Annotated in this window: 17 protein-coding genes and 1 riboswitch; of the genes, 12 read left to right on the top strand and 5 right to left on the bottom strand. The window is 45.4% G+C overall.

Going from position 1 to position 19,162, the window contains the following annotated elements; translation table 11 throughout:
* Positions 1-173 precede the first annotated feature (173 nt).
* The 6 genes from D2910_RS11155 to D2910_RS11130 all read left to right on the top strand — a co-directional run bounded on the left by D2910_RS11155 (position 174) and on the right by D2910_RS11130 (position 6,872).
* Positions 174-569, top strand: a complete 396-nt coding sequence (locus tag D2910_RS11155; RefSeq protein WP_084243246.1) for a hotdog fold thioesterase — start codon at positions 174-176, stop codon at positions 567-569.
* A gap of 458 nt (positions 570-1,027) precedes the next feature.
* Entirely contained in the window at positions 1,028-1,993 is a 966-nt protein-coding gene (locus D2910_RS11150) for a hypothetical protein (protein WP_117313536.1), read from the top strand.
* A 173-nt stretch (positions 1,994-2,166) separates the two neighbouring features.
* Complete coding sequence (locus D2910_RS11145) at positions 2,167-2,388, top strand: hypothetical protein (RefSeq protein WP_117313535.1); 222 nt, start codon at positions 2,167-2,169, stop codon at positions 2,386-2,388.
* Positions 2,389-2,403: 15 nt separating this feature from the next.
* A complete protein-coding gene (locus tag D2910_RS11140) occupies positions 2,404-3,699 on the top strand; it encodes a DUF4139 domain-containing protein (protein ID WP_117313534.1) in 1,296 nt (431 codons plus the stop codon).
* A 147-nt stretch (positions 3,700-3,846) separates the two neighbouring features.
* A complete protein-coding gene (locus D2910_RS11135; protein ID WP_117313533.1) occupies positions 3,847-6,090 on the top strand; it encodes an outer membrane protein assembly factor BamB family protein in 2,244 nt (747 codons plus the stop codon).
* 167 nt (positions 6,091-6,257) lie between these two features.
* Positions 6,258-6,872, top strand: a complete 615-nt coding sequence (locus tag D2910_RS11130) for a PH domain-containing protein (protein WP_084243411.1) — start codon at positions 6,258-6,260, stop codon at positions 6,870-6,872.
* 401 nt (positions 6,873-7,273) lie between these two features.
* Here D2910_RS11130 and D2910_RS11125 read toward each other — a convergent pair whose 3' ends face one another.
* Positions 7,274-8,530 (bottom strand): MFS transporter, encoded by a 1,257-nt coding sequence (locus D2910_RS11125; protein WP_117313532.1) that lies wholly within the window; start codon positions 8,528-8,530, stop codon positions 7,274-7,276.
* A gap of 207 nt (positions 8,531-8,737) precedes the next feature.
* Positions 8,738-8,839: riboswitch (purine riboswitch) on the top strand.
* Positions 8,840-8,986: 147 nt separating this feature from the next.
* On the opposite strand from D2910_RS11125, the gene D2910_RS11120 reads away from it, so the two are divergent.
* Positions 8,987-9,574, top strand: coding sequence for a xanthine phosphoribosyltransferase (locus D2910_RS11120; RefSeq protein ID WP_117313647.1), 588 nt, complete (start codon positions 8,987-8,989; stop codon positions 9,572-9,574).
* Entirely contained in the window at positions 9,571-10,902 is a 1,332-nt protein-coding gene (locus tag D2910_RS11115) for a nucleobase:cation symporter-2 family protein (RefSeq protein WP_117313531.1), read from the top strand. Before D2910_RS11120 ends, D2910_RS11115 begins: the two co-directional genes overlap by 4 nt.
* Before the next feature lie 42 nt (positions 10,903-10,944).
* Here the strand turns inward: D2910_RS11115 and D2910_RS11110 are convergent, their stop codons facing one another.
* On the bottom strand, positions 10,945-11,940 hold the full coding sequence (locus D2910_RS11110; RefSeq protein WP_240633608.1) for an alpha/beta hydrolase: 996 nt from the start codon (positions 11,938-11,940) through the stop codon (positions 10,945-10,947).
* Positions 11,941-12,131: 191 nt separating this feature from the next.
* Here D2910_RS11110 and D2910_RS11105 point away from each other — a divergent pair, with 191 nt between their 5' ends.
* Together D2910_RS11105 and D2910_RS11100 are read left to right on the top strand one after the other, a co-directional pair.
* Positions 12,132-12,857: a hypothetical protein gene (locus D2910_RS11105; protein WP_084243239.1), complete on the top strand. Its 726-nt coding sequence runs from the start codon at positions 12,132-12,134 to the stop codon at positions 12,855-12,857.
* Between the two features lie 97 nt (positions 12,858-12,954).
* Positions 12,955-13,902, top strand: a complete 948-nt coding sequence (locus D2910_RS11100; protein WP_117313645.1) for a ring-cleaving dioxygenase — start codon at positions 12,955-12,957, stop codon at positions 13,900-13,902.
* Between the two features lie 49 nt (positions 13,903-13,951).
* Here the strand turns inward: D2910_RS11100 and D2910_RS11095 are convergent, their stop codons facing one another.
* Positions 13,952-14,860: a proline dehydrogenase family protein gene (locus tag D2910_RS11095; RefSeq protein ID WP_117313530.1), complete on the bottom strand. Its 909-nt coding sequence runs from the start codon at positions 14,858-14,860 to the stop codon at positions 13,952-13,954.
* A gap of 310 nt (positions 14,861-15,170) precedes the next feature.
* Between D2910_RS11095 and D2910_RS11090 the strand changes: the two genes are divergently transcribed.
* Together D2910_RS11090 and D2910_RS11085 are read left to right on the top strand one after the other, a co-directional pair.
* Complete coding sequence (locus tag D2910_RS11090; protein ID WP_117313529.1) at positions 15,171-16,580, top strand: hypothetical protein; 1,410 nt, start codon at positions 15,171-15,173, stop codon at positions 16,578-16,580.
* A 122-nt stretch (positions 16,581-16,702) separates the two neighbouring features.
* Positions 16,703-17,749: a lactonase family protein gene (locus D2910_RS11085; protein ID WP_117313528.1), complete on the top strand. Its 1,047-nt coding sequence runs from the start codon at positions 16,703-16,705 to the stop codon at positions 17,747-17,749.
* A gap of 370 nt (positions 17,750-18,119) precedes the next feature.
* On the opposite strand, the gene D2910_RS11080 is transcribed toward D2910_RS11085, so the two are convergent.
* Both D2910_RS11080 and D2910_RS11075 read right to left on the bottom strand, forming a co-directional pair.
* A complete protein-coding gene (locus D2910_RS11080; protein ID WP_117313527.1) occupies positions 18,120-18,449 on the bottom strand; it encodes a hypothetical protein in 330 nt (109 codons plus the stop codon).
* Between the two features lie 3 nt (positions 18,450-18,452).
* Positions 18,453-19,022, bottom strand: a complete 570-nt coding sequence (locus tag D2910_RS11075; protein ID WP_117313644.1) for an SCO family protein — start codon at positions 19,020-19,022, stop codon at positions 18,453-18,455.
* Positions 19,023-19,162: the final 140 nt, after the last annotated feature.

The following is a 19,162-nucleotide window of genomic DNA, read 5'->3' as shown; positions in this document are numbered from 1 at the left end:
TTTATTGTTACAATTAGATTACAAAAATGAAAACAAGGTTTAAAAGGAAACAAGAATGAATGTATCGGGTTTTTCCTTAAAAAAAGACAGCAAAAGTAAAAGGCGTTGCCAAAAGATGTAATATTTGACATGCTTGCAACAAGAACAATCCAATATTAAGAGGAGGAAGAACAATGAAGCTTAAACCGATGGAAGAAACGATTGCCGGAGTTTTAGGGATCGAAATGGGGGAAGTGACGAAAGACAGAGTGACAGCGACCATGCCGGTCAATTCTTCAACACATCAGCCCTATGGCCAGCTTCACGGGGGAGCTTCTGTCGTACTTGCCGAAACGGTGGCCAGTATGGGCACCTGGAATCTGGTTGATCAGGAAAATGAAGTTGCGGTAGGGCTTGAAATCAATGCCAATCATATCAGAGGGAAGCGTGACGGAATCGTTACTGCCATTGGTACGCCCTTGCATAAGGGACGGACGACAATGGTATGGGATATCAAAATCGTAGATGAAGAAGAGCGGCTTGTTTGTGTTTCAAGATGTACAGTGGCGATCGTAAAGGTGAAAAAATAGTTTGTTACTTTTATACTAATAGAAGAAAGTCAAAACCCGTTGGAAATTCCAGCCGGTTTCGACTTTCTTTTTTTTTTATCTTTAGCCCTGAAACGAATGTTTTAGCATAATAAAGAGTCAATTTACTATCAAAAACAACATATTTCTGTTTTAGTCCTTTTCTTTGGGGAATAAGAGAGTTAACATAAGAGAGAAGGTTTTTGAGAGCAGCAATTATGATGAAAAACTATATCAGGCAATTGATTCGGATATTTGGCGAAAGCAGCCGGACATTAAATCAATCGCTTCTATAATGCAAGCTGAATAGATGGAAAAAAGTCGAGAACCAGAAGAAAGAATCAATAAGAATCTGCTTCCCGCGTTTCGGGTTATACCGGTATGCGGGTTTTATTCGTATAAACAGTCAGCCGCCGGAGAATGAGGAAAAAGGAATATCATTTGAAAAGAGAGTGGACGCAATGTTTGATGATTTGAACGAACTAATGGAAGCGAGAGCGATTAAAGACAAACGTTCAATCTCGTGGAATACAATATGCGAAACAGAAAAATTATCAGAGGAATTCATCCGGGAGAATGAAGCGCAGGTTAACTGGTATCTGGTTTCAGGACATCAGCAATTATCGGAAGAATTTATCCGCGAATTCAGCGGACGCCTGTATTGGGATGAAGTCATCCGCACCCAGAAAGTGTCAGAGGCGTTTATCGAGGAATTTGCTGAGGCGGAAAAATGGAGCGCGGATACGGAGAAGTTAAGCAAAAGACAAGCCAAGACAAGGGAAAATGAAGCAAGTCCGTTTAATCTTAAACAGTATTGGGAAATTGTTTCGCGCAAAAAAGAAATGTTGAATGCAAAAGGTCTTTCGCCAGCTTTTATCGAACGGCACAGTGAAAAACTGTCCTGGCCTTCCTTATCGGCTTGCCAGCATTTGCCGATGTCGTTGATCGACCGTCATCCCGAACGGGTGGACTGGACTGCTGTAACCCGCCACCAAGTGCTGTCAGAATTGTTTATTGAAAAATATCGCACCAAAGTTGAATGGGAAACAATCACATTCCATCAGCGATTATCTGAACGCTTCATCAACAGGCATCATGCAAAGATGAGTTTCATTTCAGCGGAAGAAAAAAGATCTGAAGCTTTTATCTATACCCACTTGGATAAAATGGATGCAGCATCGGTAATCGAGCATCAGGATTTTAGGACGATCAGAAGCTATGTGCCGATGGACGTTTATGTGCTGTCAAAGAATGGCCGTAAAAAATACATTTTGAAATTTAAGAGCCATGACAGGAGTGAGCTGTTGGATTCTTGCAAAGTTGATGAAGAAGAGCTGCTTGAGATCCTGCAGGAATATGGCCTTGAAGAAGTGATTGAAAAGGATTTTCCTGAACTGCTGGTCAGTGAAGGAAGCTATTATTATTAATAACAGATTTGAAGCCGATGGTGGAACAGCAATCCTGTTTCATCATCGGCTTTTTAAAATAAAATATAATTTGAATAATCAGAAATCTATGGCAATAAAATTTGAAAGTGATAAAATTCTCTTATAGGGAGATTTTAATTGTTATGGAGCACATCTGTTTTCAGGAGGGACACATGGACAATCAAGTGATAATCATCGATTTTACAAAACAAGATGCTTCCATTTATGTGGATTTAGAAGTGTTTGATGATGTGCAGAAAAAAACGTTTCGGGAAGAAGTTCGATTTCTGGATGATTTACTTTACGGCGATCTGGTTCATGATAAAAGATCGCCGCTTTCGGAATCATGCCGGATTGAAACCATAGAATATTTAAAAGTTTATTTTGATCGATGACAAAGGAGGTGCAGGATGGAGCTTCAGTCAGGGAAAGCCAGCAGAAAATCGGTGGAGCTGACAATTTATAATGACTTTACGGCTGTCAGGGAAGTAAGGGGTCTGCATGCGGATTCAGAAATCGATTGCCTGGCCATCAAAGGCCTTCCGGCTGGAATTGAAGCAGAGTCTTTTTTCATTAAAGGGGCAGCCGTCCTTGAACAGGACTACCAAGACGGCATAATGGATAAAAACCGGCTGCTGAAAAAGTATGTCGGCGGATTGGTGACAATCAGGAATGCAGAGGCGGGCAGTGAAATAAAAGTGCGTTTACTGAAGGCGGAACCGGATTTTATTGGAGAAATTATGGAAACAGGTGAAATCCTCATAAATCCCGCCGGAGATCTTATTCTGCCGGCAAGTGCAGAGGTAGTGCCTTCAGAGTCTGCGTTTTTCTGCCGCGTCGAACCATTGCAGGGGGATGCGGAAATCGAACTGTACTATTTCGTTTCAGGGCTCAGCTGGGAAGCGAATTATATTGCGGAACTTGAGGGTGATGAACTGCTGCTGAATGGCTGGATAACAATCAGGAACTATATAGGAGCGGATTTCGATAATTGCCGCATCAAAGCGGTAGCCGGTATTTTCAATAGGGTCGAAGCGGCTTCCCCTTTACAGGAAATCGGGCGGCACAGCGCAAAAAACTTTTCTCATGAATTGAAACCCGCCAGTTTTTCAGAAGGGATTGTCTACAGCCTGGATGGAATTTTTTCGCTTGAAGAAAGCGTCTTGAAACAGGTTAAATTTCTTCGCGGCCAGCGCGCCGGATTTCAGAAAATCTACAGAATTGAAAATCGGAATATGAATGCATCGGTACAGCTGCAGTTTATCAGTGCCGTTGGCGGGGAAGCGCATATGCCGCTTCCCGCGGGAACCATAAAAGTATACAGACGCAGCAATGAAGAAGAGCTGGAATTTATCGGCGAAGACAGAATCAGCCACACGGCTGCTAAAAGGAAAATCTCAGTCATGCTGGGTGAAGCTTTCGATTTGACCAATGAATCTTTTGAAAAAAGCCGCAATCTGACCGGCGGGTTTGAATACGTCACCTTTATTTACAAAATTAAAAATACCAAAACTGAGAACGTGGCCGTACTTGTCGAACATGTGATCAGTGATCCCATTTGGGAGATGGAGTCTTCGACTCACGATTATGAAGTGAAAAATGCCCATACTCTGGAATTTCATGTGCGAATGGGTGCGGACAGAACAGTAGAGCTTGAATTCACTTATAAAGTGAAAGGGGAAAAGGAAAAGAATAGCGGTTTTTAAATTCAGAATAATCAATTTAATTGGTTTTTCTTCAAAGTAAACAGGGAAAAAAGGAGTTGAATGTCCCTTCATCCAAGGTAGTACGCAACGAAAGGAAGTGTTAATTTATATCGAAGGATATTCGATCCAGTAGAAAGGGGTGCAGATATGAAAACTTGGCAAATTGTCACTGTCATGGTGATTGCGCTGATTGTTATCGTCGGAGGAATCGTATTTTTACCTAATTTATTGGGTAATGAGGAAAGTCAGGAAGACGGCAGTACAGAAACAGCTGGCACTGGCGAAGGAACAGCAGCTACGCAGCTGGGCGCATCAGATCCCCAGCAAGGTGAAGTTCCTGAAGTGGAATATCCAACCAGCGACTGGGCGTTCCATGGCGGAGATATGTACAGCCGCCGGTACTCGCCTTTAGATTCCATCAATACGGACAACATTAGTGATCTCAATGGTAAATGGACAGCCAGTTTAGGATCTGGAACTGAATTCAAATATTCCGGTGAAGCTACGCCAATCGTTTATGAAGGCGTCATGTACGTTACAACAGGAGCGAACGATGTTATAGCGCTTGATGCAGTGACGGGCGAAGAAATCTGGGCATATCGGCCGGAAATAGCCGAAGGTCTGGACACCGTTTGCTGCGGGTGGAATAACCGTGGCGTAGCGGTGGGGAATGATATGATCTTTGCCACGCTGCTGGACGCCCGCTTAGTAGCTTTGGATATCGAAACAGGCGAAGTGATTTGGGAGACGGTGGTTGCACAGTGGAATGAAGGTTATACCATCACGAATGCGCCGTTGTATTATGATGGCAAGGTTTATACCGGCGTAGCTGGTGGCGAATATGGCATACGTGGAAGAATCATGGCATATGATGCCAACATCGGACGTGAAGTATGGCGTTTCTATACAATACCTGCACCGGGCGAACCTGGAAGCGATACCTGGCCCGATGATAACGATGCATGGATGACTGGGGGCGCACCTGTATGGCAGACGCCAGCAGTCGACCCCGAACTGAATATGATTTACTTTGCGACAGGCAATACGTCGCCCGATTTGGATGGCAGCCAGCGGGAAGGCGATAATCTGTTTGCCGATTCCATTCTTGCGTTAGATGTGGATACCGGGGAATATCAATGGCATTTCCAAACTGTCCATCACGACATTTGGGATTTGGATCCGGCGAACCCGGTCATTCTCTATGACGTGGAAATGGATGGTGAAATGAGAAAAGGGATTGCTCAAGCCGGGAAAACAGGCTATGTTTATTTCCTCGACCGCACAAATGGAGAACCTTTAGTGGGTATTGAAGAACAGGAAGTGCCGCAGGACGAACGGCAAAAAACATCACCGACCCAGCCAATTCCGGTAGGTGACGGGTTTGTGCCGCAGGAAGTGACGGAAGAAGACGTGGAGCGCGACTTGGCACCGGAATTCGATGGTGAAATCGGCGGACTGTTCACACCGTTCTGGGAAGAACCTGTGACAGTGAAACCATCACCTCAAGGTGGTGCAAACTGGCCGCCATCGGCCTATAGCCCAGAAACTGAATACTTCTATGTATTAGGCAACGATAATTATTTCTCATTAACGAGAAGTGAAAACGAGTTCTCGGAAGGGGACGAATATATCGGCAGCGTGTGGCAGCCGGTGTCCGACGCACCTCAAAGAGGGACAGTCACAGCACTGGATGTAAAAACCAACACAATTGCTTGGCAAGTGGATTGGGACGCTATTGCATACAGCGGTCTCTTGGTGACCAAAGGGAATTTGCTTTTTGCCGGTCATAACGATGGCCGCCTGATCGCTTATGACGCTACAACAGGAGACCAGGTTTGGGAATATCAGACGGATGCCGGTGTAAATGCACCTTCCATTTCTTATGAAATTGATGGTGTACAATACATTTCCGTATTGGCTGCCGGTAACTCGCTGGCTGGTTCCAAACACGGTGACAAAATCTATACATTCACATTGGATGGTGAAATCGACTCCGGAACGGTAGGAGGAGAAGCCCCGGTCGAAGATGATGAGGCTTTCGATGACAAAGTGGATGACACCGACGAAGGCAACCCTGAAGCGGATGACGATGTAGAAGGTGAAAGTGAAGAAGGGACTGACGGGGAAGAAGGCGATACAGCTCAAGCTGAAACAGATGCTGGATTGGCCATTTATGAAAGCAACTGTCTGTCTTGTCACGGTGACCAGGGAGCTGGTGGGCATAATGGACCGAACCTCCAGCAGAGTGAAGCAGCTGAAGATCTTGATACAGTACTTGAACGGATTCGAAATGGGGGATCCAGCATGCCGGCGTTTGAAGGCGTGCTATCAGAAGAAGAAATTCAGCAGGTTGCTGAATATGTAAACTCTGTCATTGCTCCGATGCAATAAAGGATGGCAAAGCAGAAAAGCTGTTCCAGTAATCCTTAACCGGATTTACGGAACAGCTTTTGTTTTTCATGATGATAAAATTTTTTAATTCCCAGGTGTTCGTCAAACTGGGTATGTTTGATAAAATAGAGATGTGAATGTTCTCAAAAGAAAAAGGGGGAGACGAAGTGTTCAAGAAAATGGCTTCAGACGCTTTAGGCTTAAGTGATGTGGGGAAGATAATCGATCCGAAAGACTTTGATAAGACGGATTCTGATGATTATGTGATGCATGAAGATCAGGAAAAGATCTATTTCCTGATTAAAACAAGAGCGGATGAATATTGTTTTACAAATCTTGCGTTGATCCATGTTGACGGGGAAAGCGCTGTTTCTTCAAAAAGAACTTTGAAACGTTATCCTTATTCGAGACATCCAATTGCCGATGTTTTCTTGGAAACGGCAGGGAAGATCGATATTGATGTAGAGATCGCTTTTAAACTGGGAGCAGAACAATTTAAAATTGATGTCCAGAAAAACCAGATCGAACAATTGAAAGACTTATATAAATCTTTATTGCGGATATCAGAAATGACTTATGAGAACGGCATCGTCATTGACATGGCCAATCAAAGCCTCGATAAAGCGGCTGGAATTCTCCAAAGCTCACGTCCTTCGAATGTCGCGCTGGACGAGCAATATTCAAAACTGACCGATTTCGGATTCACTTGGCTGACATCAGTAAGAAATCAGTATCATGTTAAAGATTTCGGGGACGTATTTGAAAAGTATATTAACAATTAAGCTGAAAGCACCGGGCCCGTAGTGGTTCGGTGCTTTTCTATTGTCCAGACTCCGGCGACCCAGCTCTTCGGGTCATAAGCCGGCCCAGCTGCGCGATCAGGATCGCTTCACTGTACCGTCTTACGCCTTTCAGAGCTAAACGGGTGCCGTCGCTTTTCTATTGTCCAGACTCCGGCGACCCAGCTCTTCGGGTCATAAGCCGGCCCAGCTGCGCGATCAGGATCGCTTCACTGTACCGTCTTACGCCTTTCAGAGCTAAACGGGTGCCGTCGCTTTTCTATTGTCCAGACTCCGGCGACCCAGCTCTTCGGGTCATAAGCCGGCCCAGCTGCGCGATCAGGATCGCTTCACTGTACCGTCTTACGCCTTTCAGAGCTGAACAGGCACTTCCGCTTTTCTTTTTACTTCTCACTCAGCTTCCTTCTTCCGAAAATGAAATAGTAATAAGTGGATGAAATGACATACAATCCGGCTGTGATCGAGAACGCGTAGGCATAGCCCCAATACGAACCGAAAGCGATGACCAGGCCTGCCGCAACCGGACCCATCGTGGCCCAGCCGACATTAAAGACCATCTGGTTCACGGAATTCGCAAGCCCTTTATATTTATCATGGACGACTTCCATTGCAATCGCACTTTGGATGGGATTGCCCGCATTCATCAATGCCTGGCGCAGCAAAAAGCCTAACGAAGCCAGGAACAAGGAAGTCGTATAGGCAGTCAGGATCAAAAATGGAATGGAAAGCACCTGGAAAATGATCAAAGCTTTGACTTTGCCGACCCGCCGGACAAGCATCGGACCAATCAGCATGGCAACTGCGGTCATGGCGGAACCGAGTGATAGCACCAGACCGATGTAGGCATTGGAAGCGTCAAAACGGTTTGCGAAGTAAAGATTCAGGTACGGCACAACCAAACCGGAGCCGAGGCCGATCAGCAGGCTGGCGAATGAGAAGTGGAAAATAACGATCAAATTTCGCCTTAACCCAGGATCATCCGGTTCGATATCGATCCTTGTCTCCACTTTTTCGGAAGGTTCAGGTACTTTATTGTTCAATTCGAATAAAGGCAAGAGCCCTGCTGTAAAAAGGGTGGCCCCAAAAAGCAGCGACCAGCGGATGGCGTCGACTGCGGACATCGACAGATAGACTTGGAATACGTCGGATACGATGCCGCCCAGCAGGCTGCCCACAACATTTGCGGCTGTCATCAAAGCGAAATAGATGCTGAACATGTGCACACGCTCAGAAGATTTTGAGTTCTCGGCGAGAAGCGGTACACCGGAAACTTGGACGAAAGCCATGAAAAGACCGGTGAAAAAAGCTGCAGTAACAAGAGGGGATTCCAGAACCGCAAAGCTTCGATAGTATAAAGTGACGGCACCGAACAAAGCACCTGCAATGATGATCCATTTCCGTCCGATTTTATCACTGAGGAAACCTGCAGGAATCAGCATGATGGCCGAAGCCAGAGCGGTCATGGAAATCACTTTGCCGTTGACGGTTTCAGGCATGCCGAGTTCTTTTATATAGAGGTTATACATCACCATGAAAACGCCCAACCCGATTTGGATCAGGACATTGGCGAGCATAAACAGTTTAACGTTTCGATTAAAGGAAAGGATTTTAGTCTTCCAGTCCATGAACCAGGATTTCATCTAATCCACTCTTTTCTGCAGAAATTTATTTCGCCTCTCTAAATATATAGTCAGATGTAAATAAAATCAATCCATTCCGATTATTTTCGGTCAAAATTATTTGAAAAGGAATATAGCTTCACGATTGCCTCAAACAGCTCATATATCTGAAAATTTTTATATTTCAATTCTGTCTTGAATGATTTTTGAGGCGTGCTATAATTGGTCCATTCAAAAATAATATTCACTCATATAATAGCGGGGATATGGCTCGCGAGTTTCTACCGGTTTACCGTAAATAAACCGACTATGAGAAGCAACGAAACGATGGACTATGCCCTTTTTGGCGCATATTTCTTTGCGTTTCCTTTCGAATTCAGCTCGAAGGACATTGCTCCGCTCATGGTTATGAATGGATGCACGGTTCTGAGGGCTATTTTTTATGCCCTCGGCCGTGACGAAAGGGGAACCAGCGATATGAAGCAGTTACAGGAGAAAATAGTATCAGAAGGAAGAGTATTATCTGAATCAGTCTTGAAAGTGGATTCATTCCTGAATCATCAAATCGATCCGGTGCTGATGGATGCAATCGGCGAAGAGTTTGCCTCGCGCTTCTCGGATGCCGGCGTCACTAAAATATTGACAATCGAATCTTCAGGGATTGCCCCTGCCGTAATGACGGGCCTCAAAATGGGCGTTAAGCCTGTTTTTGCGCGCAAAAGCCAGTCGCTCACATTAACCGATAATTTGTATTCGGCAAGCGTCCATTCGTTTACCAAAAATGTCACTAGTGAAATATCGGTCTCAAAAGATTTTCTGGATAAAGATGATGTGGTGCTGATTTTGGATGATTTTCTGGCTAACGGCCAGGCGGTTTTGGGGTTATTGAATATCATTGAACAAGCTGGAGCGTCGCTTGCAGGTGTCGGCATTGTCATCGAAAAAGGTTTCCAGCCCGGCGGCAAAGAAATCCGCGACCGCGGCATCCGCGTGGAAACGCTCGCGAACATCAAGACAATGGAAAATGGCAAAGCAGAGTTCTTTGAGGAGGCGATGGTCCGATGAAAAAATTATTAGGCGAATCAGCTCTGGGGCTGCAGCATGTACTGGCGATGTATGCGGGAGCCGTATTGGTTCCATTAATAGTCGGAGGCGCACTCGGCCTCAACTCTGAACAACTGACTTACTTAGTATCAATCGATATTTTACTGTGTGGGATTGCAACTTTGCTGCAAATTGTCAGCAACCGATTTTTCGGAATCGGCCTGCCGGTGGTTCTTGGCTGTACGTTTACAGCAGTTGGTCCGATGATTGCCATCGGGGGCGAATTTGGAATTTCCGCAATTTATGGGGCGATCATAGCATCAGGAATTTTTGTCGTCCTGATCAGCAGTGTCTTCGGCAGTCTTGTGCGCTTCTTCCCGCCGATCGTCACGGGTTCTGTGGTGACGATCATCGGAATTACGCTGATTCCTGTTGCCATCAATAATATGGGCGGAGGGCAAGGTGCGGCTGATTTCGGTTCCACTGTCAATATCTCTCTGGCATTCGGCACGCTGCTATTCATCATTTTGCTTTACAAGTTCTCAACCGGTTTTGTCAGAGCCATTTCGATTCTGCTTGGTCTTGTCGGTGGGACGCTCGTTGCCGGTTTCATGGGATTGGTCAATTTCGCGCCAATCGCCGAAGCTTCATATTTTCATATGGTCAAACCGTTTTATTTCGGCATGCCGACTTTCGAATGGTCCGCCATTCTGACGATGAGCTTGGTGGCGATGGTATCGCTGGTTGAATCGACGGGTGTCTACTTCGCGTTAAGCGATATCACGAAAAAGAAATTGGAACAGAAGGATTTGGCGAAAGGCTACCGGGCGGAAGGCTTGGCTATAATGATGGGAGGCATTTTTAATGCTTTCCCTTATACGGCATTTTCACAGAACGTCGGACTGATCCAGATGTCCGGCGTCAAATCCCGGAAAATTATTTTCATCGCCGCGATGATGCTCATCACACTCGGGTTTGTACCGAAAATTGCGGCCATGACGACAATCATCCCGACAGCTGTCCTGGGTGGAGCGATGCTTGCGATGTTCGGTATGGTTATTTCCCAGGGAATAAAAATGCTTGGCAAAGTGATGGGTGAATCTACGGAAAACTCGATGATCGTTGCCTGTTCTGTCGGAATCGGGCTGGGGGTAACAGTGGTTCCGGAAATTTTTGCGATGGTGCCGCCAAGCTTTCAGATCCTGACGAGCAACGGCATTGTGGCAGGCAGTGTAACGGCAATCGCATTGAACATCGTGTTCAATATGATTCCAGCCAGAAGCAAAGCAAAAGCGGATGTGCCAAGCTCTAAATCGGCAACATCGAAAAAATTACTGAGTCAGAACTGAAAAAGACTCCAATTGAGCGGAAATTGCTCAATTGGAGTCTTTTTATCTGCTTTTAACTGAAAGGAAATCCAAAGTTTCGCTTAATGTTTCTTGCGCATCAAGTGTGTCCAGCGCATATTGGAACTCATGCTGCAGATTTTTTTCCGAACCCTCGAAAAACATCGTTTCAACCGTTATTCCGTGTGAACGGATGATGCTTGCCAGTTCGATTGATTGCGAAGCCAGTGGATCTCCGTCTCCCACTGAAATGAATGTATCCGGAAAATCAGCGGTAATGTGCTTAACTGTCGACAGCTCTTCCAAATCCCTGAAGTTTTCAAACGCCGTGGTTCCGGTGTATGTGTTCAAAAAATAATCGATATTGGGAAATCCGGTGTCACTCACTGTTGCCATATTATATAATCCGCAAAACAATAAAGCGCCGCGCAGCTTTTCGGAATCAACGGAGGGCGTAAGCCCCATGCTGGAAGCTAATCCTTCATTTGAGATAACGGCACTGAGCTGGCTTGCAATTTGCGCGCCGGCAGAATCACCGCCGATGAATATGCGGTCCATATCTCCGCCAAACTCAGCGGCATGCTTCTGAAGATATGCCAGTGCAGCGTTTGCCTGGAAAATCGGTCCTGGATAAAGCTGTTCAGGAGCAAGGCCGTAATCCATATTGGCTACAAGATAGCCCTCATGGGCAAGAGTCATGGCATAATCACGCCGGCTGTCTTTTGAACCGCCGACATAACCGCCGCCGTGAATCCACAAAATCACTGGTACCGGTTCGTCCAGCGTTGCGGGAATATAAAGGTCCAAAAGCGCATCTGATTCCTCTTCGTAAATGAGGTCTGGGATTACAGTGACTTCCGCCCGCACTTCTTCTATATAAGGAGGCGGAGCAAACACTGCCGACCCGGCTGGCTCCCTGGAAGCGACAGCGTCTTTCGGCGTCATCATGTCTTCCATGAAAAGAACCGCCAATAGCGTCAATCCTATGATAACAGGGAAAATCCATATTTTATTTAGCATAAAGTTAGCTGGTTTTTTCATGAAGCACATCCCAACGTCATGATCTGTCGATTTCGGGCTAGTAAGTTCATCCTATCTGTAATGATTGTAATAAAGAAAGAGACTAACTGCCTAAATGTTGTAATATGTGCGATTTAAGGTTCTTTTTATAAAGAAGGGGTAAATAAATAGGTGATGTTTTAAAGAAGTTGTAAGGGAAAAGGGGGATTTATATGTTCGGGTTATCGGATTTAGTGGCACTAGTGATATCGGCATTCATCATATTGCCGGTCGTCGTATTCCTCCGTGAAATGGGATACGTAATTGTGGGCGTGCTGCTTGGTGTAAAAAATCCCCGTTTAACGGTAGGATCCGGGCCAAGAATCGTGAAGGTCGGAATGTTCGATATTCGGAAATATTATCATCTATACAGTTGGTTTTCCTACGATTCCCTTAAAAGGGAAGGGAAGTTTGCTTATATCTTATTGTACGCTGGCCCAATTTTAGTGAACGTTGTGGTGGCGTTAGTCATCAACGCCATGCTGGCGAACGATATGCTCCAGGAATATGAAACTTTCTGGAATCGGTTTATCTTTTATGCGTTCTATTATGTCCTATTTGATGTCGTTCCGATGAAAACAGCCAACGGGATGCCGAATAACGGGCTGATCATCTATGAAATGCTGCGTTATGGCAAACGGACTGATTTTAATGAGGAGCCTTTCATTCCTGCGACTAGTGAAGTGGAAGAACAATATGAAGAAGAAATGGAGAAGATAGAAGAAGTGAAAGAACACCAGAAAGATGTAGCGGCAGAAGAAGCGGATACCAAATATGAAGAAAGACAACAAAAAGCGGAAATTGAAAAAGTTAAACAAGATGAAATTGAGGATCTGGAAAAAGCGGGAAAACATGAACAAGCCAAGAAGAAAAAGCATGAGAAAAACATGCCTGAATAATAGAGATGAAGGGGAAAGGGTTTAATGTCTTTAATTCGAGATAAATACTTGCTATGATGATAGCAGGTGAAGTGCTTAGCAAAGGAGTGTGTGAATGATGGCAAAGAAAATTTCGGGAATTCATCATATTACAGCCATCGTCGGTGATGTGCAGCAAAATGTGGATTTTTATGCAGGTGTTTTAGGATTGCGGCTGACGAAAAAAACAGTCAATTTTGATGATCCAGGGACTTATCACCTTTATTTTGGCAATGAAGAAGGAGCGCCTGGAACGATCATGACTTTCTTTCCTTGGGGCGATGCTTACCGCGGAAAAATTGGTGACGGGCAGGTCGGGGTGACGGCATTTGCTGTGCCGCCGAATAGCCTTGGTTTCTGGAAGGAGCGCCTGACTAAATTCGGGGTTCCATTTACTGAAAATGAAAGATTCGGCGAGGGATATATAGGCTTCGAAGACCCTCATGGCCTGCTTCTGGAGCTGGTGGAACGGACTGAAGGCCAGAAAAGTTCGTGGGATTTCGGCGGAATTACCGGAGAAAAAGCGATCAAAGGATTTGCTGGAGCCCTTCTTTTCTCAGCGAATGCCGAGAAAACATGGGAATTGCTGGAGTCCGTCATGGGACTCGAAAAAATTGGCGAAGAAGGCAATATCATCCGCTTTAAGTCTACGGCAGAAATCGGCAATATCGTGGATGTCATGACGGAGCGGCAAGGTACCGGCCAAATGGGAGTAGGCACCGTCCATCACATTGCCTGGCGGGCTGAAGACGATGCGGATCAGCTCGACTGGAAGGAAAAAATCGAAAACTGGAGGCTCGGTGTCACCCCGGTGCAGGATCGGAATTATTTCAATTCGATTTACTTCCGTGAATACGGGGACATCCTTTTTGAAATTGCCACTGACCCGCCGGGCTTCTCAGTAGATGAACCGGTTGAAACACTCGGGCAGGAGCTGAAGCTTCCGCCGCAATATGAGCAATTCCGCAAACGGCTGTCGCAGGAACTGCCGCCGCTGCGTGTCAGAACTTTGGATGAAGACAAATAAAAGGAGCCGCGGATTATATTCCGCGGCCCCTTTTTAATTTGCACTCTATTTATTTGGATACCATGCTGCGCAAAGCCAAGTTGATGTTCTGCGGGCGTTCCGCCAATCTTCTCATGAAGTAGGCGTACCAGTCTTTCCCGTAAGGCACATACGTTGTGAAAGCATATCCTTCCGCGGCCAGCTCTTTCTGCATTTCCGTACGGAAACCATAAAGCATCTGGAATTCAAAGCGGTCATGAGGAATGTTGTTTTCTTCAACGAATTTCTTCACTTCATTGATGATATTATGGTCATGGGTTGCGATGGAAGTAAACGCTTTCCCGAGAAGCCGGATTTTGATCAATTTCAGGAAGTTTTCATCAATATCCTGCTTGCTTTGCAGGGAAACATCCGGAATTTCCTTGTAAGCACCTTTTACGAGGCGCAGACGGACATCGTCCAGACGCTCCAAATCTTTTTCTGAACGGTATAAATAAGCTTGGATTACCGTACCGACATTCGGATAATCCTTACGCAGTGCAGTTAAAATATCGAGAGTCTGCTGGAGGTGGGCATAATCTTCCATGTCCAGGTTGATGAATATATCGTATTTTTCGGCTGCAGCTGCAATTTCGCGAATATTTTCAAGGCTGAAATCGTAATCGATATCCAGTCCGATTTGAGTCAGCTTAATCGACATATGGGCATCTACGCCATGTTCTTGAATAGCTTCAATAGTATTGATGATATCTTCTTTGGCGGCAGTCGCTTCTTCTCTGCTGTAGACGAATTCGCCGAGGTTGTCGATTGTCGCACTGATTTTCATGCTGTTCAATTCTTTAACCGATTTCATCATACTGTCAATATCAGTACCGGCAACCATCTTACTGGCACCTAATTTTAATCCCCATTTTTTTGCACCGCTGTTCAACAATTGGTTTTTGCTCATAGCAATAAAAAAGTCTCTAGTTACACCCACAATATTTCCTCCTATACTATCAAACGACTTAATTTATCTCGAAAAACTAGAAGATCGGCAAAGAATTGAATACAGCTTTTTCCATCGGGAATTCATGAAGAAAATCCAGAAGAACGCTGTGCGCCCGTATCCCAGATATATTATAATTGATTGTTTGAAGTCAGCATATCATTAAATATTATAGAATTAAAACTATTCCTATTAAAAAAAATAATTTTATGTCTTTTTTTAGTCCTGTAAACTTTTCATCGGGCTTTACAAGTGTAGAATAGAGGATAACTTAGGGGTAAAACGGAAAGGAAGAGAGTGTATGAAAGGTATCGCAGCAAAAGGTTTTACCTTTTCGGTGTCGGTTTATGCGCTGCTCCATTTCATCACCTATTTCTTCTTCAACGAGGCTTTGTTCAATGTATTATCTGTCCTGGGATCACTGACCTTAGTGTTCGGGTTGATTCTGCTGCCGCTCAATAAAATGCAATTGCCGATTTTTCTCTCCACAATTGCGGTCGGCGTCATGTTATTAACAAATGGCTCTTTGCTGGAAGGGCTGGCAGAAGGTTTTTTACAGATGCGCAGCCTGATTTCGCTATTGCTGATTGTACCGATGATCAGCTGGGTGTTGAATGAAGAACCTTATATCGATGAAATCATGAGCTATGGCCATAAATTTTTGAATGAAAGCCGGAAATTCTATTTAGGGTTAACGGGCATGACCCAAATCATCTCCCATTTCCTTCTTTTTGGAGCGGTTCCGATGATGTACAGTTTCATCGATTCATTTTTGAAAGAACAAAAAAGCGAAGCGTGGGAACAATTCAAGGGGACGGCCATTTTGCGTGGCTTTGCTCTGTCCACACTATGGGTCATCAGCATTCCAAGCTTCATCTTTGCGGTGGAGGCTTTAGGCGCCACTTTATGGAAATCAGTCGCGCTGGGGTTTAGCGCGGCTATAGGTGGAAGTTTGCTCGGTGCATTTTTTGCTTATCGTCAGGAGAAGAGAGATGGAGATGACTTTTCGGCGGTCCTGCGCACTGAAATTGGCAAAGCAATCAAGAACTCGCGGAACACTGGCAAATGGAACCGGGATGTGGCGGAATTCGCTTTTCTGTTTGTGTCCCTGTTCGGTACGATATTTTTCATTCACGAAGTCTGGAGGGTCGACTTTCTGGTAGTGATTCCACTTGTCATTCTGTTTTGGACATTGCTTTATTTCCTGCTTAAAAAGCGGATGGGGAATTATGTGGCGGATGGTAAAACTTATTTTTCGAATGGGATTTCACGGCAGGCACAGCAGTTCAGTATCCTGCTGTCCGCAGGATTAATGATTTACGCGCTGAATAGATCAGGGACAGGCGCATACGTAATTGATGGCATGAATTACATCACGGAACTCATCCCGTTTCTGAATATCCTGCTGCTGCTTCCTTTCATCCTGATCGTTCTCGGGTTTATCGGACTGGGTCCATTGCCTGTCATTGTTTTGGTGACAGGGATTCTGGAAGGGGCGGTGCTGCCGTATCCGCCGGAATTGATTGTGCTGGCAGTAACTTCAGGGAGCGTCATTTCCATCATCCTGTCGCCGTTCGTCATGCCGGTCATCATTTTGAGCAGCATGAATGGCTTGAGCGGCATCCGGAACGGCATCCGTTTCAATTTAAGATATGCCATCGCTTTCTATATAATGGTCCAGCTTTTTATACAGACGAGCATTCTTTTATAAGCCAATCATCCACCTGTCACAAGGTGGATTTTTTGTGGCTTAAACCAATCCGGTTTGATAGGCTATATATAAATTGAGCGGCTGACGAGTGGGAGTCGGCGACGCAGAAGGAGGAGTTTTGTTTGGCAATTCTTCATATGCTTACAGGTTCATATTCGGGCCGAGAAGAAAAAGGCATCAAACTGTGGGAGTTCGATACGGATTCTGGGACGCTCAAGGAAGTGGCAGGAGTCAGCGGAATTGAACGTCCATCATTCCTCACGATTCATCCATCACAGGAATTAGCGGTATCCGGCAGTGAAGATTTCGATGGCGAACTGGTATCCTACAAGCTGGATTCGGATAACGGCATGATACAGGAACACAGCCGCAGCAGCGGAAATGGCGATCATCCTGCTTATGTCACGATTGATCGAAGCGGCAAATGGCTGCTGTCTGTCAATTATTCCGGTGGGAACGTGAATGTCTTTGAACTGAAAGAAGACGGGTCCATCGGGGGAATGACCGACTCAGTGCAGCATGAAGGAACGGGGCCGAATCATGAAAGGCAGGATGCTGCCCATCCGCATTCCATCATTCAAGTGCCAGGGGAAAATCTGTTTGCTGTCTCGGATCTTGGAACGGATACAATTTACTTTTATCAGCTTGATATGCAAAACGGGAAACTGGCGCTTGATCACGCAGTAGATACAGAACCGGGAAGCGGTCCGAGGCATTTGGCATTCCATCCGAAATTGCCACTGATTTATTCGCTGGGTGAACTGGATTCGACGATGACGGTTCTGACGGTTGGACAGGAAAGTGAAATCAAGCCAATTCAGCGCGTGTCACTTCTGCCGACAGCTTTCGAGGGAGAAAATACGGCTGCGGAAGTGGTTGTATCCGAAGATGGAAAATTCCTTTATGCTTCGAACAGAGGGAATGACAGCATCGTCTCTTTTGAAATCGATGAAAGCGGCAAACTCCGCAGTCCGGAATTCACGAGCAGCGGTGGAGCGGGACCGCGCCATTTCTCATTGGTTCCAGGCGGGGAATGGCTGATTGCGGCTAACGAGAAATCGGATACCCTCACAGTTTTGAAACTGGAAGACGGCCGGGCGATCGAACTTGCACAGGAAATAAAAACTAAGGCGCCAGTCTGTGTGAAAATCATCGAACCGGAAATATAGAAAAAAGAGGAAATGGTGATTCAGGGAGTATGTCTTTGTCATTCACTCCATGTTATTTTGTGCTGGTTTTGTGCAGATTCAAAACATCTACTTCTTATTTGAAACAGACTTGAAAAGACATACTTTGTAGAAAGGTATCTGAGATATGGAGCAAAACAGAGAGACTCCCAAGGGAGCAGAAACTGAGTTGGCTTTCCAACTCCGTTTCGAGCGAAGTGCTGAGATCCACTCGGGCGAAGGGGACCGAGACCGAGTTAGCTCAGTGCAAGTCCCCAGGAAAGCGAAGCTGTTTTGCGCAATATCGTTTATATTCTTCCTGTTCTTAAAGAATAAACAGGCCGCGGACAAATGTCCGCGGCCTGTTTTCTGTTTACCAGTCCACTGATTCTTTTTCGATGACGCCGAATTCTTTCAAGATGCTTGTGAACCGGCTTTCCACATTTCCTTCAAAAGCTTCTGCCGTACAGTCGGTATGCGGCGGATAATTTAATTCCTTTGCTTGCTCAAGCGTCGACTCTTCGAGGTAATTTGTCGCGTCCGCTTCCTGGAAACACGAAGGGGCGATATAAGTCCGGTGGGTATGCTCAAGAACCACCCGAGTGTTGGGTGGGGGAACATTCTCACGCGGAACGAAAAGGAAAATCAAAAAAGCGGCTGCAGCCAAAATGCCGAGCAAAATCCAGATCTTCATCTTTTTCATCGCTTATTCCTCCGCCAAAAGAATTTCGATATCGCTCATGATTTCTTCTGTCGGGGGATCGATGCCATCATAGAATTTGCGGACGACACCTTCCTGATCGACGAGATAAAAAGAAGTGCCGTGGACAACTTGGTCTTCATTTGCCGGCTTTCTGGCGACGCTTTTGAAATTCTCCATTGCGAATGCATCGATTTCTTCGGGAGAATAGCCTGTCAGCAAGTCCCAGCTGTTCAGATCTGCGCCGTAATTCTCAGCATAGGATTTTAAAACTTCTGGTGTATCAATCGTTGGATCCACACTGAACGAAACAATCCGCACATCAAGACCTTCCTGTTTCAATTGCTCCTGCAATTCGGTCATATTCGCCATCATCGGCAAGCAGACAGTCGTGCAATTGGTGAATACGAAATCTGCCAGCCAGACCTCGCCTTCCAGATCTTCCAGACTCACATCTTCATTATTCTGATTGGTGAAAGTGAAATCTTCTATTTCCCAATTGACGGGATCTTTTATTTCCTGGCCGCAGCCGGCAAGAAAAAGACTTAACGTTATTAAAAGGGCAAACCACTTCATCTTCAGCAATAGTACCCGTCCTTTCTGAATTGCTATCGTGAATCCTTATAAGCGTAGTGGATATAAAGCCGCCAAACAAGTACCAGACTCCAAAAACATGTGTAAATATTTCGAACAGAAGGATTCATAGCGTTCAAATC

This window comes from Planomicrobium okeanokoites, assembly GCF_003428875.1.
GTDB lineage: Bacteria > Bacillota > Bacilli > Bacillales_A > Planococcaceae > Planococcus > Planococcus okeanokoites.
Note: the sequence above shows the minus strand (reverse complement) of the source record. Positions and strands in the feature narration are given on the sequence as shown.

Coding starts and splice junctions, on each gene's coding strand:
- D2910_RS11145 (WP_117313535.1), top strand. CDS start 2,167: ATGGACAATCAAGTGATAATCATCGATTTTACAAAACAAGATGCTTCC.
- D2910_RS11105 (WP_084243239.1), top strand. CDS start 12,132: ATGTTCGGGTTATCGGATTTAGTGGCACTAGTGATATCGGCATTCATC.
- D2910_RS11140 (WP_117313534.1), top strand. CDS start 2,404: ATGGAGCTTCAGTCAGGGAAAGCCAGCAGAAAATCGGTGGAGCTGACA.
- D2910_RS11125 (WP_117313532.1), bottom strand. CDS start 8,530: ATGAAATCCTGGTTCATGGACTGGAAGACTAAAATCCTTTCCTTTAAT.
- D2910_RS11110 (WP_240633608.1), bottom strand. CDS start 11,940: ATGAAAAAACCAGCTAACTTTATGCTAAATAAAATATGGATTTTCCCT.
- D2910_RS11100 (WP_117313645.1), top strand. CDS start 12,955: ATGGCAAAGAAAATTTCGGGAATTCATCATATTACAGCCATCGTCGGT.
- D2910_RS11090 (WP_117313529.1), top strand. CDS start 15,171: ATGAAAGGTATCGCAGCAAAAGGTTTTACCTTTTCGGTGTCGGTTTAT.
- D2910_RS11115 (WP_117313531.1), top strand. CDS start 9,571: ATGAAAAAATTATTAGGCGAATCAGCTCTGGGGCTGCAGCATGTACTG.
- D2910_RS11155 (WP_084243246.1), top strand. CDS start 174: ATGAAGCTTAAACCGATGGAAGAAACGATTGCCGGAGTTTTAGGGATC.
- D2910_RS11080 (WP_117313527.1), bottom strand. CDS start 18,449: ATGAAAAAGATGAAGATCTGGATTTTGCTCGGCATTTTGGCTGCAGCC.
- D2910_RS11135 (WP_117313533.1), top strand. CDS start 3,847: ATGAAAACTTGGCAAATTGTCACTGTCATGGTGATTGCGCTGATTGTT.
- D2910_RS11120 (WP_117313647.1), top strand. CDS start 8,987: ATGAAGCAGTTACAGGAGAAAATAGTATCAGAAGGAAGAGTATTATCT.
- D2910_RS11150 (WP_117313536.1), top strand. CDS start 1,028: ATGTTTGATGATTTGAACGAACTAATGGAAGCGAGAGCGATTAAAGAC.
- D2910_RS11075 (WP_117313644.1), bottom strand. CDS start 19,022: ATGAAGTGGTTTGCCCTTTTAATAACGTTAAGTCTTTTTCTTGCCGGC.